16 protein-coding genes are annotated in these 15,670 nt (G+C 34.4%); 12 read left to right on the forward strand and 4 right to left on the reverse strand.

Translation table 11 applies throughout. The features are described 5' to 3' along the window. The first annotated feature begins 8 nt into the window (after positions 1–8). Positions 9–1,493, forward strand: coding sequence for an amidohydrolase (locus tag VSF34_RS09255; RefSeq protein ID WP_326717019.1), 1,485 nt, complete (start codon positions 9–11; stop codon positions 1,491–1,493). 171 nt (positions 1,494–1,664) lie between these two features. Here VSF34_RS09255 and VSF34_RS09260 read toward each other — a convergent pair whose 3' ends face one another. Both VSF34_RS09260 and VSF34_RS09265 read right to left on the reverse strand, forming a co-directional pair. After that, entirely contained in the window at positions 1,665–2,942 is a 1,278-nt protein-coding gene (locus VSF34_RS09260; RefSeq protein WP_326716709.1) for an ISL3 family transposase, read from the reverse strand. Between the two features lie 141 nt (positions 2,943–3,083). Further along, positions 3,084–4,094, reverse strand: a complete 1,011-nt coding sequence (locus VSF34_RS09265) for a YhdH/YhfP family quinone oxidoreductase (RefSeq protein ID WP_326717020.1) — start codon at positions 4,092–4,094, stop codon at positions 3,084–3,086. Positions 4,095–4,270: 176 nt separating this feature from the next. Here VSF34_RS09265 and VSF34_RS09270 point away from each other — a divergent pair, with 176 nt between their 5' ends. From VSF34_RS09270 to VSF34_RS09290, 5 genes are read left to right on the forward strand one after another with little or no spacing between them, the layout of a single operon-like run. After that, entirely contained in the window at positions 4,271–4,813 is a 543-nt protein-coding gene (locus VSF34_RS09270) for a helix-turn-helix domain-containing protein (RefSeq protein WP_326717021.1), read from the forward strand. 14 nt (positions 4,814–4,827) lie between these two features. After that, positions 4,828–5,913 carry an ABC transporter ATP-binding protein gene (locus tag VSF34_RS09275; protein WP_326717022.1) on the forward strand — a complete coding sequence of 362 codons (1,086 nt, stop codon included), beginning with the start codon at positions 4,828–4,830 and terminating at the stop codon, positions 5,911–5,913. 12 nt (positions 5,914–5,925) lie between these two features. Continuing rightward, the gene (locus tag VSF34_RS09280) at positions 5,926–6,735 is read left to right on the forward strand and encodes an ABC transporter permease (protein WP_326717023.1); all 810 of its coding nucleotides are present in this window, start codon (positions 5,926–5,928) and stop codon (positions 6,733–6,735) included. Continuing rightward, positions 6,732–7,571 carry an ABC transporter permease gene (locus VSF34_RS09285; protein ID WP_326717024.1) on the forward strand — a complete coding sequence of 280 codons (840 nt, stop codon included), beginning with the start codon at positions 6,732–6,734 and terminating at the stop codon, positions 7,569–7,571. The genes VSF34_RS09280 and VSF34_RS09285 overlap by 4 nt, the downstream gene beginning before the upstream one ends. Before the next feature lie 6 nt (positions 7,572–7,577). Further along, on the forward strand, positions 7,578–8,651 hold the full coding sequence (locus tag VSF34_RS09290; protein WP_326717025.1) for an ABC transporter substrate-binding protein: 1,074 nt from the start codon (positions 7,578–7,580) through the stop codon (positions 8,649–8,651). A gap of 45 nt (positions 8,652–8,696) precedes the next feature. Here the strand turns inward: VSF34_RS09290 and VSF34_RS09295 are convergent, their stop codons facing one another. After that, positions 8,697–9,401 (reverse strand): CPBP family intramembrane glutamic endopeptidase, encoded by a 705-nt coding sequence (locus VSF34_RS09295; RefSeq protein WP_326717026.1) that lies wholly within the window; start codon positions 9,399–9,401, stop codon positions 8,697–8,699. A 30-nt stretch (positions 9,402–9,431) separates the two neighbouring features. Further along, complete coding sequence (locus VSF34_RS09300; RefSeq protein WP_326717027.1) at positions 9,432–9,611, reverse strand: hypothetical protein; 180 nt, start codon at positions 9,609–9,611, stop codon at positions 9,432–9,434. A 154-nt stretch (positions 9,612–9,765) separates the two neighbouring features. Between VSF34_RS09300 and ispE the strand changes: the two genes are divergently transcribed. The 6 genes from ispE to VSF34_RS09330 all read left to right on the forward strand — a co-directional run bounded on the left by ispE (position 9,766) and on the right by VSF34_RS09330 (position 15,667). Further along, positions 9,766–10,620: a 4-(cytidine 5'-diphospho)-2-C-methyl-D-erythritol kinase gene (ispE, locus tag VSF34_RS09305; protein ID WP_326717028.1), complete on the forward strand. Its 855-nt coding sequence runs from the start codon at positions 9,766–9,768 to the stop codon at positions 10,618–10,620. Between the two features lie 88 nt (positions 10,621–10,708). Then, positions 10,709–11,389, forward strand: a complete 681-nt coding sequence (locus VSF34_RS09310) for a metal ABC transporter ATP-binding protein (RefSeq protein ID WP_326717029.1) — start codon at positions 10,709–10,711, stop codon at positions 11,387–11,389. Beyond that, the gene (locus VSF34_RS09315; protein ID WP_326717030.1) at positions 11,362–12,183 is read left to right on the forward strand and encodes a metal ABC transporter permease; all 822 of its coding nucleotides are present in this window, start codon (positions 11,362–11,364) and stop codon (positions 12,181–12,183) included. The genes VSF34_RS09310 and VSF34_RS09315 overlap by 28 nt, the downstream gene beginning before the upstream one ends. 125 nt (positions 12,184–12,308) lie before the next feature. Beyond that, positions 12,309–13,154, forward strand: coding sequence for a pur operon repressor (gene purR, locus VSF34_RS09320; RefSeq protein WP_326717031.1), 846 nt, complete (start codon positions 12,309–12,311; stop codon positions 13,152–13,154). Positions 13,155–13,231: 77 nt separating this feature from the next. Further along, positions 13,232–14,605, forward strand: a complete 1,374-nt coding sequence (gene glmU / locus VSF34_RS09325; protein WP_326717032.1) for a bifunctional UDP-N-acetylglucosamine diphosphorylase/glucosamine-1-phosphate N-acetyltransferase GlmU — start codon at positions 13,232–13,234, stop codon at positions 14,603–14,605. A gap of 90 nt (positions 14,606–14,695) precedes the next feature. Then, positions 14,696–15,667: a ribose-phosphate diphosphokinase gene (locus tag VSF34_RS09330; protein WP_326717033.1), complete on the forward strand. Its 972-nt coding sequence runs from the start codon at positions 14,696–14,698 to the stop codon at positions 15,665–15,667. Positions 15,668–15,670 lie beyond the last annotated feature (3 nt).

The following is a 15,670-nucleotide window of genomic DNA, read 5'->3' on the forward strand; positions in this document are numbered from 1 at the left end:
CAGTATTTATGTACGAAAAAATTGAAGAATTAATTACATCCAAAGAAGGTAGCTATCATGAGATTGAAGAATTAATTACATCCAAAGAAGGTAGCTATCATGAGATTAGTGATCGTATTTGGGATATTGCAGAAACAAAATTCCATGAACACGAATCAGCTCAAGTATTAATGGCTGTCCTTGAAGAAGAAGGATTTACAATCGAAACAGGTCATGGTGGTATTGATACAGCCTTTGTCGCAACATACGGTACTGAAGGACCAGTTATTGGGTTTTTAGGTGAGTATGATGCACTTCCTGATATGACTCAAAAAGCAGGTGTTGCTCATAAAGAAGCTAACCCTGAAACAGAAAACACAAACGGTCACGGATGTGGTCATAACTTATTAGGTACAGCTTCTCTTGCTGCAGCTGTAGCGACAAAAGAATATATCGATGCTCATGGCATTAAAGCTAAAATTCAATTCTTTGGTTGTCCAGCCGAAGAAGGTGGATCTGGTAAAACATTTATGGCCCGTGAAGGTGCATTTGATAACCTAGATATGGCTATTTGCTGGCATCCAGCTACTGACAACAGTGTTGTCAGTGTTAAAACATTAGCTAATATCCAAGCTGCTTTTGAATTTAAAGGAAAAAGCGCTCACGCTGCTAACTCTCCAGAAATGGGACGTAGCGCACTTGATGCTGCTGAATTAATGAACGTTGGTGGTAACTACTTACGTGAACACGTAACAAGTGAAGCTCGTTATCACTACGCTTACCTTGATGCTGGCGGGGTTGCACCAAGTGTTGTTCAATCACATGCTAAACTACTTTATTTAATCCGTGCACCTAAAACAAATCAGGTAAAAGAAATTTATGACCGTCTATGTAAGATCGCTGAAGGTGCAGCTTTAATGACTGAAACTGAAGTAACTGTTCACTTTGATAAAGCATGTTCAAACTTCATCCCTAACAGTGTTTATACTAAACTTATGGGTGATGTGATGATGGACTTAGGTGCTCCTAAGTTTGATGAAGAGGACCAAGAATTTGCAAAATCAATTCATGCAACATTAAGTGAAGAAGAAAAACAATTCAGAATGGTACCTCCTGTAACACCAATTGAGAAAAAAGTCTTAGCTGAAAACAGTGGTAAAGTCTTAGCTGATTATGTTTATCCTTATAACCCAGCTCTAGGTAACATCACATTACCAGGATCTACTGATGTGGGTGATGTTAGTTGGGTTGTACCAACTGTACAATGTATCGTTGCAACAGAAGTTCAAAATATTGCTCTACATTCATGGCAAGTTGTGGCAACTGGTAAATCAGGCATTGCTAAAAAAGGTATGATTCAAGCAGCAAAAATTATGGCAGCAACAGCTGTTAAAGTTATCGAAAACCCTGAATATATCGACGAAGCAAAAGCTGAATTAAAAGCGATCACAGATGATACTCCATATGTGAATCCAATTCCAGCTGACGTTAAGCCAAATAGCTTAAACTTCTAACATACAAATTAAAAAAGAGGATGACTTTTAAATGTCATCCTCTTTTTTTTACCTATCTAAATCCTTGTTCATAGTTATGGAAATAAAGGCTCTTCGTCAAATCGTGTTGATATTTAAAAATTGATAAAATAAGGGCATTAGAAGAAGGGGGATTTTTCCTCCTTCTTCTTTTTAATTAAATTGAAATGATTGACCTTGAATAAGGAAAATCCGTCGCTTAAAAGTTAAGAAATTTCGGTAACCATAGGCTGTTCGTTTGATAGCTTTGATTCGGTTGTTAATTCCTTCTAAAAAACCATTTGAATAAGAATAATTTAAAGCATTGGTAACACCTTGCCTGAAGGTTTGGAATGTTTTGAATTTGGCTTTAAATTCCTTAGGAAGCTCATTAGAGATAGAATGAGTTAATTCTAAAAATAAGTCTGAATCCTTTGTTTCATAAGCATATTTTAACTCTTGTATATAATCATATGCGATTTTTATAGTTGAGTTATAGGAAAGAAGTTCTTCAATGACACCAACTTGTGTCATACTTTTATTGAAAAGAGGATAATTACTATATGTAGTGGCACTTAATTGACTAGAGTCTTTTAAAAATAGTTTCCAATATTTTTTTATTCTCCGGTATTGTTTTGCTTCTTCATTATCATAACGTTTTAATTGATTCATTTCTTTTATTCTTAGTTGATTAAAAGAACGATTGATATGCTGAATGATATGGAATCTATCTGTCACAATCTCTGCATGTGGAAATACAGTTTTAAGAAGGCCACCGTAGTTGGCATTCATATCCATGACGAGAAACTTCACTTTTAACCGCTCTTTTCTGGAGTATTTCAGGAAGTACTTAATAAGAGAGAAGAGACGTCTATCTGGTAAAATATCAATAATCTTTTTACTTTCAGCATCAGCACAAATAAAGCTCATACCAGATTGACATGACTTAGTTGATTTAAATTCATCGACACATAGTACTTTTGGTAGATGTTGAAAGTTGGTTAGACAGTGGTTGGTAAAGTCGTATAAAACACGTTGTACCGTGTTATCAGAAACATGATGGAATCTAGCGATCTCTTTTCTTGAACGATCTTCTTTCAAATCTAAGGCGATTTGATACTTTAATGTTTTCGATATATGACAATAGTCATCGACTAACGCAGTATCAGCACTGAATGTTGTATGACATTCTTTACATAGATATCGTTCTCTTTTAAGTTCTAAATAAGTTGTGACCCTATTAAACTCTGGTAGTTGTGTTTTAGTAGTATAAGTACCATTTTTAACACACGTATTCTGATGACAAGAGGGGCATATTCTGTCTGGAGACGTTAGTCTTCCCCTTATTATATTTGAGCGTCTACCTCTAATAGTAGCCTCAGTTAACCAATCTTTTTCAAAAATAATAGATTTGTCTGTTAAATTAAGTAATTTTCTAGTATGATTATCCATGGGAACATCCTCCTAATAATTTGGTTTTTGTCGACTTTATTTTATCATGTTTGGATGTTCCTTTTTGTATTTAAAAACAAAAAATCGTATTAATGGAAACTATCCATCAACACGATTTATTATAGACCCGAAATAAATAGCCTACTCCTGTGGTGACCTAATCTCAATAACACTTCTTCCAACATGCTCTCCTGCTAGTAACTTGCTTGCAATCTGATTGATATCTTCAAGTTTACCAATATTTCCCGATATCTTCTCTAAGTCATCATCAGACAATAAGTCATTTAACCTTGACCACATTTGATATTTTTCCTGATGAGTTAATTGAACTGAATCAATCCCAAAAATACTAACTCCTCTTAAGATGAATGGTAAGACAGTTGTTGTAAAACTAATCCCACTAGCATTTCCACATAAGGACATACCACCATTATAAGCTATTTTAGGTAAAATTGAACTTAAGCTACTCCCCCCAATAGTATCTATCACGTATTTGTAGGTTATTGATTGTAAAGGCTTCACCTTATCTTCTTTAAAACCTGATAAAGGTAATACTTCACTTGCACCAAGATTTAAAATATAATCTGTTGCTCCTTTTCTACTCACACCGGTGATATTAGTAAATCCTAATTTATTAAGTAATAAAATAGCCAAACTACCTACTCCACCACTAGCACCTGTTACCAAAATAGGGACTTTTTTGTCTTTACCTAAACCAATAAGCTCTAACTGTTCTATGGCTCTTAAAGCTGTTATGCCTGCTGTTCCAATTAGAGCAGCTTTTTTTAGGTTAATCTGTTGTGGTAATACTTGTACCCAATCACTTGGTACCCGTAATACTTCACTAAATCCTCCTGTATGAGTGACACCTGTTCCTCGCCCTGTTACGACAACACGATCCCCCACCCTCATTTGATTAGCCTTAGTCTGTTTGATAATACCTACTGCATCAATTCCAGGAATCATAGGATAATGCCTAATCACACCACCATTTTTTTGTAAGGCTAGGGCATCTTTGTAGTTCACTGCTGAGTAATAAACATCAATCAATGTGTCACCTTCAGATAATTGATCTGTTGAACAATCTACCACTTCTACGCTAACTTTTTCCTTATTATCAGTCACTATTAAAGCTCTAAAAGTTTTTTCCATAATAAAACCTCTCCACTTTTATCTCAATTATACATTTAGTGTACCATAATTTTAATTAAAACAATGGATTTTAAAAGAGATTGAATTATAACATAACATCTTGTATACTGACGTTGAAAGTAAACTTAAAGTTTAATATCAGTGAACTTCAGGATGATAAATAAGGGCGTGATATGATGGATATTGGAACTAAAATCAAAAATTTACGTATTCAAAAAAATTTAACCCAGGAAGAGTTAGGAGAGCGAACGGATTTAAGTAAAGGTTATATTTCTCAGTTGGAAAGAGGTATTAGCTCCCCGTCACTGGAGACTTTCTTTTCAATTTTAGAAGTCTTGGGGGAATCACCAAAATCTTTTTTTGATGATAAGAAACAACATCAAAAAGTAGTTTATACAAATCAAGATTACACAGTCTACCAAGAAGAAGATAAGGGATACAAAATTAAGTGGCTTGTTCCTGATTCCAATGAAAATGAGATGGAACCAATTATTTTAACCTTAAAAGAGCAGGGGGAGTATAAGGAGTTTAAACCTTCTGAATCAGATACTTTTGCCTATGTATTAAAAGGAGAAGTTAGTGTTAGTATTGGTTCTGAAACTTTTATTGCTAAAGAGGGAGAGAGTATTTACTATCAATCTCTAAAAAAACATAAATTATCTAACAATCACAATGAACAAACAAGTTTATTGATTGTCGCAACAAATTCTTATTTATAAAGGTGGGGGAAAAAATGAGTCATACTATTATACAATTTGATAATGTCATTCAATCTTATGATGACACTTTGGTTTTAAAAGGAGTTAGCTTTGAAATTGAGCAGGGAAAATTTTATACGTTACTAGGGCCTTCAGGTTGTGGAAAAACAACTATCTTACGCCTCATTGCAGGTTTTTCAACTCCAACAAGTGGGGATATTTTATTTGATGGAAAACGTATCAATGATGTTCCTACCAATAAAAGGAAAGTAAATACAGTCTTTCAAGACTATGCCCTCTTCCCCCACATGAATGTCTTTGAAAATGTGGCTTTTGGCTTAAAAATAAAAAAAATAAACCAACTAGAGATTGAAACAAAAGTCAATGAAGCTCTAAGGCTTGTTCAGTTATCAGGATTTGAAGAGCGCCAAATTGGGGAGATGTCAGGTGGGCAAAGACAACGTGTAGCAATTGCTAGGGCGTTAGTCAATGAACCTGAAATTTTACTTTTAGATGAGCCTTTATCTGCTCTTGATTTAAAGCTTAGAACAGCGATGCAATCAGAACTTAGAGAACTACAAAAACGTCTTGGCATTACTTTTATTTTTGTCACCCATGATCAAGAAGAAGCGCTCGCTATGAGTGATGAAATTTTTGTTTTGAATGAAGGAAATATCGAGCAAAGTGGCTCTCCAAGAGATATTTATGATGAACCTATAAATCAGTTTGTTGCTGATTTTATTGGTGAGAGTAATATCGTTAAAGGAACGATGGTAGCAGATAATCTTGTTAAATTTGTTGGCAAAGAATTTGAATGTGTTGATAGTGGCATGCGTGATAATGAGCCAGTGGATATTGTCTTACGCCCTGAAGACATCTCTGTTGTCCCTGTTGAAGAGGGAAAACTTAAAGCAACTGTTGATCATATGCTTTTTAGAGGTGTTCATTATGAAATCTTCTGTACTGATTCTCAAGATAACGAGTGGGTGGTTCATTCCACTAAAAAACCTAATGAAGGACAAGTTGTTGGCTTATTTTTTGACCCTGAAGATATTCATGTTATGCGCTTTAATGAATCAGAAGAAGACTTTGATGCCAGACTAGAGAGCTATGATGAGTAAAGGAGAAGGATGATGACACAAACAAAAAAATTATATACTATTCCCTATTTTATTTGGATCGTACTCTTTGTTATTGCACCGGTTATTTTAATTATCTATCAGTCTTTTTTTGATATGAACGGTCATTTAACACTTGCTAATTACCAACAATATTTTTCAAGTGGGACCTATATTAGAATGACCTTTAACTCTATTTTTTATGCTTTTTTAGTTACTGTATTCACCTTGCTTATTAGCTACCCTACAGCCTACATTTTAACAAAATTAAAACACAAACAACTCTGGCTTATGTTTATTATTTTACCCACATGGATTAACTTACTTCTAAAAGCCTATGCATTTATTGGTATATTTAGTATTAATGGTGGTATTAACAACTTTTTACAAACGATTGGTATGGGACCTAGGCAACTCTTATTTACAGATTTCAGTTTTTTATTTGTTGCTATGTATATTGAAATTCCATTTATGATTCTACCTATATTCAATGCTCTTGAAGAAATTAATCCCTCTCTTATTTTCGCTAGTCGAGATTTAGGTGCTAATAATCTGGAAACTTTTAAACGAGTGATTTTCCCATTATCTTTAAACGGGGTTAAAAGTGGGATCCAAGCTGTTTTTATTCCCTCATTGAGCTTATTTATGCTAACTCGCTTAATTGGAGGAAATAGAGTTATCACTCTTGGAACGGCCATCGAGCAACATTTTTTAGTCACGCAAAACTGGGGTATGGGCTCAACCATTGGTGTTGTCTTGATTATTGCTATGTTCCTTGTCACGAGACTGACAGGTGAGAAAAAGCAAGGAGGTCGTAATAAATGAAACAAAAAAAAAGGATGACTTTTAAATGGCATCATCTCTACCTAGCCTTTGTTTTCATTCTGCTTTATATCCCTATTTTTTATTTGATTTTCTATTCATTTAATGCTGGCGGTAATATGACTAAGTTTACAGGTTTTACTCTAGAACATTATCAAGCGATGTTTGCTGATACAAGACTACTTAGTATTACCTTAGACACCTTTTTATTAGCCTTCCTCTCAGCTTGTATTGCTACAATTATTGGAACGTTTGGTGCTATGGGCATTCATTACACTAAAAAACGAGGCGTTCGGCAAACCTTTTTAAGCTTAAATAACATTTTAATGGTCTCACCTGATGTGATTATTGGAGCTAGTTTTTTAATCCTTTTTACTTTTTTAGGAACTTGGTTTGGTTTTCAACTAGGATTTATGTCTGTTCTTTTATCTCATATTGCCTTTAGTATTCCCATTGTGGTTCTAATGGTGTTACCTAAAATGCAGGAGATGAACCCTTCTTTAATTGATGCAGCAAGAGATTTAGGAGCAAATAACTGGCAAGTTTTAAGACAAATTATTCTACCTTTTCTAACACCAGGTATTATTGCTGGCTACTTTATGGCCTTTACTTATTCATTAGATGATTTTGCAGTCACTTTTTTTGTCACCGGTAACGGATTTAGCACTTTATCAGTTGAAATATACTCTCGTGCTAGACAGGGAATTAGCTTAGAAATTAATGCCTTAAGTACTATGTTGTTCTTATTTTCTTTAATTCTTGTAACAGGGTATTATTTCATTAGTAAAGAAAATAGACCTAAACATAAAAAGAAAAAAAACAAAAAGATGGAGAGGTAAGCACCTATGAAAAAATTAAACTCACTCCTTATAGGTATTCTAGTAATTATTTTATTGTTAGCTCTGACCTCTTATCAATTAAATAAAACAGATGGTACGTCTAATAAACAAGTATTAACAATCTATAATTGGGGTGACTATATTGACCCTGATTTACTTAAAGAATTTGAAAAGGAATATGGCTACAAAGTGATTTACGAAACCTTTGATTCCAATGAATCTATGATGACTAAAATTAAACAAGGGGGAACGGCCTATGATGTAACGATCCCCAGTGAGTACACCATCCAAAAAATGATTAAACAAGAGATGCTTATTCCTCTAGATCATTCTAAAATTAAGGGGCTTGAAAACATTGATGAGCGTTTTTTAGATATTCCCTTTGATCCAAATAATGAATACTCTATTCCTTATTTTTGGGGAACTTTAGGTATTATTTACAATGATACTCTAGTAGATGGTAGTCAGATTAGGTACTGGGATGATTTATGGCAACCTAATTTAAAGAATAATGTCATGCTCATTGATGGGGCTCGTGAAGTGATGGGACTAGCTTTAAATAGTAATGGCCACTCTCTTAATAGTAAAAATATGGATGAGTTAAATAAGGCTGCTGATAAACTCAATCATTTAACTCCAAATGTTAAAGCTATTGTGGCTGATGAGATTAAAATGTATATGGTCAACGGTGAGAGTGCTGCTGCTGTGACATTCTCTGGTGAGGCTGCTAGTATGTTAGAAGATAACGATAATCTACACTACATCATTCCTGAAGAAGGATCTAACTTGTGGTTTGACAATATCGTGATTCCAAAAACAGCTAAAAATATTGACGGAGCTTATGATTTTATTAACTTTATGTTACGTCCAGAAATTGCTGCAAGAAATGCTGAATATATCGGTTATTCTACGCCAAATGAACAAGCTAGACGTATCTTGCCTGATGCTATTACTAGTGATAAACAGTTTTACCCAACTGATGAGTTAATTGAAAAACTAGAAGTCTATGATGACTTAGGTAGTGACTATTTAGAAATTTACAATGATTTGTTTCTAGAATTTAAAATGTATAGAAAATAAAGATAGCTGAACCTTTAAAGGTTCAGCTATCTTTATTTTTAATAATTATTTAAAGAGCATCATAACTAAAAATACAATTGGAACAACTACTCCTGAAGCATTAAACAAGAAATGAATAATAATTGTCATCCAAATATTTTTAGAAATCATGTAAATAATACCAAAGTAAAGAGCAATTACCATATATGGTATGGTTGCTAGTGGATTCCCGCCAAAACTCATTGTGTGAATCAGTCCAAAGAAAATAGCCTGCACAAACAACATCACAATTTGTAAACTCTTGCCTTTAGTTTTCCCAATAAAAACATAGCGAAATAGAATTTCTTCTGAAAAAGGTGCTAGTAAGGGAGATATGATTGAGCCGATAATCGAGAACAATGTCAATGTTTCGTCTGCTGTATCAGCACTTTGTCCATTATTTAACCACTCTAGCGGCATAACTTGCCTTGTCACACTTAAGAGTAAATATACCCCAAATACCAATATAGCAGCCACTACTATCTTTTTCCAGAAATGAGTTGCTCTAAATGATACCCACTGAGCTTTTAAAGGCTCTTTATACCAAAAAATAGTTAAGGCAAATGTAGCTATAGAGGCGATTAAACTAATACTTGTTTTCATCCCCATAGTTAGCTGACTCTTTGTTAACCACATAATAAAGAAAAATTGTAAAATAAAAATGATAGTAAATAAAATGTCTTCTAATGACCATTTTTTTGATGAAACTACATTATCATTATGCTCATTCATCTTGTCCCCTCCTGCCTTAAATTGTGACTTTTAAGAAAATGTACCGCCTAGATATAAAAATAATATTCCTATTAACATGAGGATAAACCCAATAATATATTGAGTCACAACACTAAAATCACCTAGTAATAATCTTAATTTTGGAAATGTTTTACTTGCAATACTAAATAAAATACCTAAAGCTACAAAAATAACGCCTATTATAGTCATTATAATTCCCTCTTTCTCTTGTTTTTTATTATTATATCTTTTTTAACATACTAAGACATCCGTCTGTGGTCCTAAATAAATTGATATGTTTTTATTTGTCTACTTAATTCGTGTATAATAATAAGAAATAATCTGATTAAGGAGAGAAAGTAACATGGAAATCATTGAAAAAGCGCCTGCAAAAATAAATCTTGGCTTAAATGTGTTACACAAACGGCCTGATGGTTATCATGAACTTGATATGATCATGGCAAGTGTTGATTTATCAGACCGCTTATTTTTTACTCCATTAAAAGAAGACAAAATTATCATTGACACTGATAGTGGTTTCTTACCTGTTGATAGAAAAAATAATATTTACCAAACTTTTGAAGCAATGAAGCAAGCATATCATTTTTCTGGAGGGCTACATGTTTATTTAAAGAAAAATATTCCTGTTGCAGCAGGTCTTGGCGGTGGAAGTAGTGATGCTGCGGCAACATTTCGAGGCATTAATCGATTGTTTCAACTAGAAGCTAAATTAGAAGATTTGATTCAACTATCCATTCCAATTGGAACAGATATCCCCTACTGCTTAGTTGGAAAACCATCAAGAGTGAGAGGACTTGGAGAGCAAGTAACACCTCTTCATACTAAGTTGCCACCTTCTTGGCTTGTCTTAGTGAAACCTAATATTAGTGTCTCAACTCCTAGGGTGTTTTCAAAGCTAGAATTATCAGATCTCTATCATCCAAATATCAATGCTTTAGAAGCAGCTCTTTTATCCCGTGATTATCACGAGATGACTAAATACTTAGGAAACTCCTTAGAACAACATACCTTTGAACGTTTTCCTATTGTCAAACAAATCAAAGAAAAAATGCTTGATTTTGGAGCTGATGCAGCCGTTATGAGTGGTAGCGGCCCTACTCTTGTAGCCTTTTGCCAAACAAAATCAAAAGCTGATCACATTGCTAACTCATTAAAAGGATTTTGCCAGGAAGTCTATGTTGTCAGACCCTTAAGTTAAGTATCTGACTTGCCTTTTTATTCTAGACATGCTATTCTTTTAAAAGTCTAAATAGTAATGTTTACGATTTAAAAGGAGGGAATCAAAAATGGATTATATTAATGTTGAACATTTAACCTTTTATTATGAAGATGAACCAGTCCTTCAAGATGTTTCCTATTCTGTAAGCCCTGGGGAGTTTGTCATTTTAACTGGTGAAAATGGTGCCGCAAAATCTACTCTTATTCGAAACACTTTAGGCCTTTTAAAACCTGATGAGGGAGTAGTGACTATCTCACCTGTTAATATTGAGGGTGATAAATTACATATTGGCTATATCCCGCAACAAATCGCTTCCTTTAATGCTGGTTTTCCTAGTACAGTGCTAGAATTTGTTCAATCTGGTCGTTATCAGCGCGGAAAATGGTTCAAGCGCTTAGATAATTTAGACCATCAACATGTGGAAAAGGCTTTAAAATCAATTGGTATGTGGGAGATGCGTAAAAAAAGGATAGGAGAGTTGTCTGGTGGACAAAAACAACGTGTTTGTTTAGCTCGTATTTTCGCAACTGACCCTGATTTATTTGTTCTTGATGAGCCCACAACTGGAATGGATGAAAAATCAAGACGAGAATTTTATCAACTATTACAACATAGTGTTAAATTTCATAACAAAGCCATTCTTATGGTGACTCATGATCATGATGAAATCAAAGAATATATCGATCGTCATATTCATTTAGTTAGAAAGGAGGAATCAGAATGGAGATGTTTTCATATGAGTTCATGAGACGAGCATTGATTGCTGCTTCTATCATGGCTGTGATTGCACCCTCTCTTGGGGTTTTTCTTGTATTACGTAGACAATCTCTACTAGCTGATACCTTATCCCATGTTTCTCTAGCAGGGATTGCTTTAGGTTTTTTTATTAACGTAAACCCAACTATCACCACTTTAATTGTAGTTATACTCTCAGCTTTTATTTTAGAATATATTCAAACACTCTATAAATCATATGCTGAGATTTCAACTGCCATTTTAATGTCAGGAGGACTGGCGATTGCATTAGTGTTAATGAATTTAACAAAAGGGAGCAACCCGATGAATATTCAACAATATTTATTTGGTTCTATTGTGACCATTAACTGGCAACAAGTTAAAATTTTAGCAATTCTATTAGTTATTATTGTGGTCTTATTCTTACTATTACGTAAACCAATGTATGTTTTGACCTTTGATGAGGATACAGCTCATGTTGACGGTTTACCGGTTCACCTGTTAGCTATGCTCTTTAATGTCATCACAGGTGTAGCGATTACTGTGATGATCCCAATCGCTGGTGCCTTACTTGTTTCAGCTATTATGATTCTACCGGCTACTATTTCTATGAAAATTGGTAAGACGTTCACAACTGTTATCATATCAAGTATTGTCGTTGGTTTTATCGGGATGACGTCTGGACTTGTGGCTTCATACCAACTTGATACACCACCTGGTGCTACGATTACATTAATTTTTATCATTGGGTTTATTATCGTTAATCTTTTATCCAGCCTTAAAAAGAAAAAGAAACATGCTTCCTAACAAAGCAACGTTTCTTTTTTTACGAACATTTCCTTTTTAAAAATAAAAAACATTTGCATTTCACTTATAAACTAATATAATAATCTATAATACTTAATTTTAAAAAATCGAAAAGGAGTCCCCATATGAAAACTAAACGAAGTGAACGTCTAATTGATATGACAGCTTATATTTTGAATCACCCACATACCTTGACGCCTCTAACTTATTTTGTAAAAAAATATGATTCTGCCAAATCTTCAATTAGTGAGGACTTAACTATTATAAAAAAAACATTCAAGGAACGTCAATTTGGCGTACTTGAAACCGTTCCAGGAGCAGCCGGTGGATTTATCTTTACCCCGTCTATGTCTTATGAGGAATCAAAAAAAATAGTTCAGGGATTATGTGCTAGATTATCTGAACAAGATAGATTATTACCAGGAGGCTATGTATATTTATCTGACTTACTTGGTGAGCCACAACTGCTTAAACAAGTTGGCCAAATCATAGCAACAAAGTATGCAGACAAGAAAATTGATGCTGTCATGACTGTAGCAACAAAAGGCGTACCGATTGCACAGGCTGTCTCATATTACTTAAATGTTCCTTTTGTTATTGTAAGACGTGATTCTAAAATTACAGAAGGTTCAACTGTCAGTGTTAATTACGTATCAGGCTCTTCTGAGAGAATTGAAAAGATGGAGCTTTCTAAAAGAAGCTTAAAGAGAGGATCTAAGGTTCTTGTAGTAGATGATTTTATGAAAGGCGGCGGCACAGTTAATGGTATGAAAGCTTTAATTGAAGAGTTTGAAGCAGAGCTTGTTGGTATTACTGTATTTGCTGAATCAACTTTTAGTGGACGCCGAATGGTAGAAGAGTATACATCCCTACTTTGTGTAAAAGACGTAGATACACGAACTAAAAATATTACAGTTGTACCAGGAAATTATTTTAATTTAACAGATGATTTCAAGGCCTCTAGTAAATAACTTGAAAAGAGCTTGTAGTCTAAGCTCTTTTTTTGATAGAATGAATAGGACTATAGTACATTAAGGAGTGTTACATCGTGGAAAATCGTTATGCCATTATTTTAGCTGCAGGAAAAGGCTCTAGAATGAAATCATCTTTATATAAAGTATTACACCCTGTTGCGGGAAAACCCATGGTCGAGCATGTATTTGATCAAATTGATCATTTAAATGTGGATGAAGTTGTGACTGTTGTTGGTTTTGGTGCTGAAAAAGTAAAAGAACAATTAGGTGAGAGATCAAATTATGCCTTACAAACAGAACAACTTGGAACAGGTCATGCTGTCTTAGCTACTTCTGAAGTTTTAGGTGATAAAGTAGGAACCACTCTTGTCATTTGTGGTGATACACCCCTTTTAACTCAAGAGACTCTTGAGGAATTAGTAAAGCATCATGAAAAAACTGAAGCTAAGGCGACTATTTTATCAGCTGTAGCTAGTGACCCAACTGGTTATGGACGTATCATTCGTGATCAGAATGATCATGTTGAAAAAATTGTCGAACAAAAAGATGCAACACCTGAAGAATTACTTGTAACAGAATTCAATACTGGAACTTATTGTTTTGACAATGCTCTTTTATTTGAAGCTCTAAATAAAGTCGGTAATGATAATGCACAAGGTGAATACTATTTACCTGATGTGATTAGTATTTTAAGAGATCAAGGTGAAATCGTAACAGCTTATACAATGGATTCTGAAGAGGAATCTATGGGGGTTAATGATCGAGTTGCTTTAGCAAAAGCTACCCAATACATGAGCGCTCGTATTAATGAAGAACTCATGAGAAATGGTGTGACCTTTGTTGATCCAAGCAACACTTACATTGAAAAAGATGTCATTATTGGCGCTGATACTGTGATTGAACCTGGTGTTATGCTACGCGGTAAAACTGTGATCGGTGAGAACTGTATCATTGGAGCTAACTCAGATATTACGGATTCTACTATTGGTGATCATGTCGTGATTACCTCATCAAACATTAAACAATCTACTATTTTAGATTATTCAGATATTGGACCTTATGCTCATATTAGACCAAATACAATACTAAAAGAACATGTTCATGTGGGCAATTTTGTAGAAATCAAAAATGCGACAGTTGATAAAGGAACAAAAGTTGGTCATCTAACTTATGTGGGAGATGCAACTTTAGGTCAAGATATCAATGTTGGTTGTGGCACAGTTTTTGCAAATTATGATGGAAAACGTAAGCATCACGTGACGATTGAAGATCATGCTTTTATTGGAAGTGGTTCCATTTTAGTTGCACCTTTAACTATTGGTAAAAATAGTATGACAGCAGCTGGTTCTACCATCACTCAAGATGTTTTTGAGGATGACTTAGGAATTGCTCGTAGTAAACAAACTAATTTAGTAGGTTATGCAAAAAAATTACCTTACAATGAATAAATCGACTTAAAAGACTTGATTTATTGAAAGAAAATGACTACTATTTATTAAGAGTGTAAGCTCAGTTAAAACAAGAAAGTGGAGGTTCTCATGTCTAATCACTATTTTGATCCAAGGCTAAAAATCTTTTCATTAAACTCAAACAAGCCCTTAGCACAAAAAATTGCCAATGCTGTTGGTGTGGAGCTTGGAAAAACAGAAGTAAGAAAGTTCAGTGATGGTGAAATTCAAATCAACATCGAACAAAGCATTCGTGGTAGTCACGTTTATTTAATTCAATCAACAAGTAACCCGGTTAATGACCATTTAATGGAGTTACTAATTATGATTGATGCGCTAAAACGTGCTAGTGCTCAAACGATTAATATCGTCATCCCTTATTACGGCTATGCTCGTCAAGATCGTAAAGCACGTGCTCGTGAACCAATTACATCTAAACTTGTAGCAGACATGTTAGAAACTGCTGGAGCTTCACGTATTTTAACATTAGATTTACATGCACCTCAAATTCAAGGTTTCTTTGATATCCCTGTTGATCACCTAATGGCTGCTCCTTTATTAGCAGATTACTTTATCAACCACGGTTACCAAGGAGATGATGTGGTGGTAGTTTCTCCTGATCACGGTGGGGTAACACGTGCTCGTAAACTAGCAGAACATCTAAAAGCACCGATCGCAATCATTGATAAGCGTCGTCCAAAAGCCAATGTGGCTGAAGTGATGAATATTATTGGGGACGTTCAAGGTAAAAAATGTGTCCTAATCGATGACATGATTGATACAGCTGGTACAATCACTTTAGCTGCTGAAGCTCTAAAAGAAAAAGGAGCAACAGAAGTTGTCGCATGTTGTACACATCCTGTTCTTTCTGGCCCTGCTATTGAACGCATTGATAACTCTTCTATTGAGAAATTAATTGTCACTGACTCAATTCTTTTACCTGAAGATAAACATTCAGAAAAAATTGAAATTGTTAGTGTTGGAGAGCTGATGGGAGATGCCATTAAACGCATCCATGAAAACAAACCAGTTAGTCCACTATTTGAGAAAAAAAATAAATAATAA

It is taken from the genome of Vagococcus jeotgali, from assembly GCF_035918315.1.
Classification (GTDB): Bacteria; Bacillota; Bacilli; order Lactobacillales; family Vagococcaceae; genus Vagococcus; species Vagococcus jeotgali.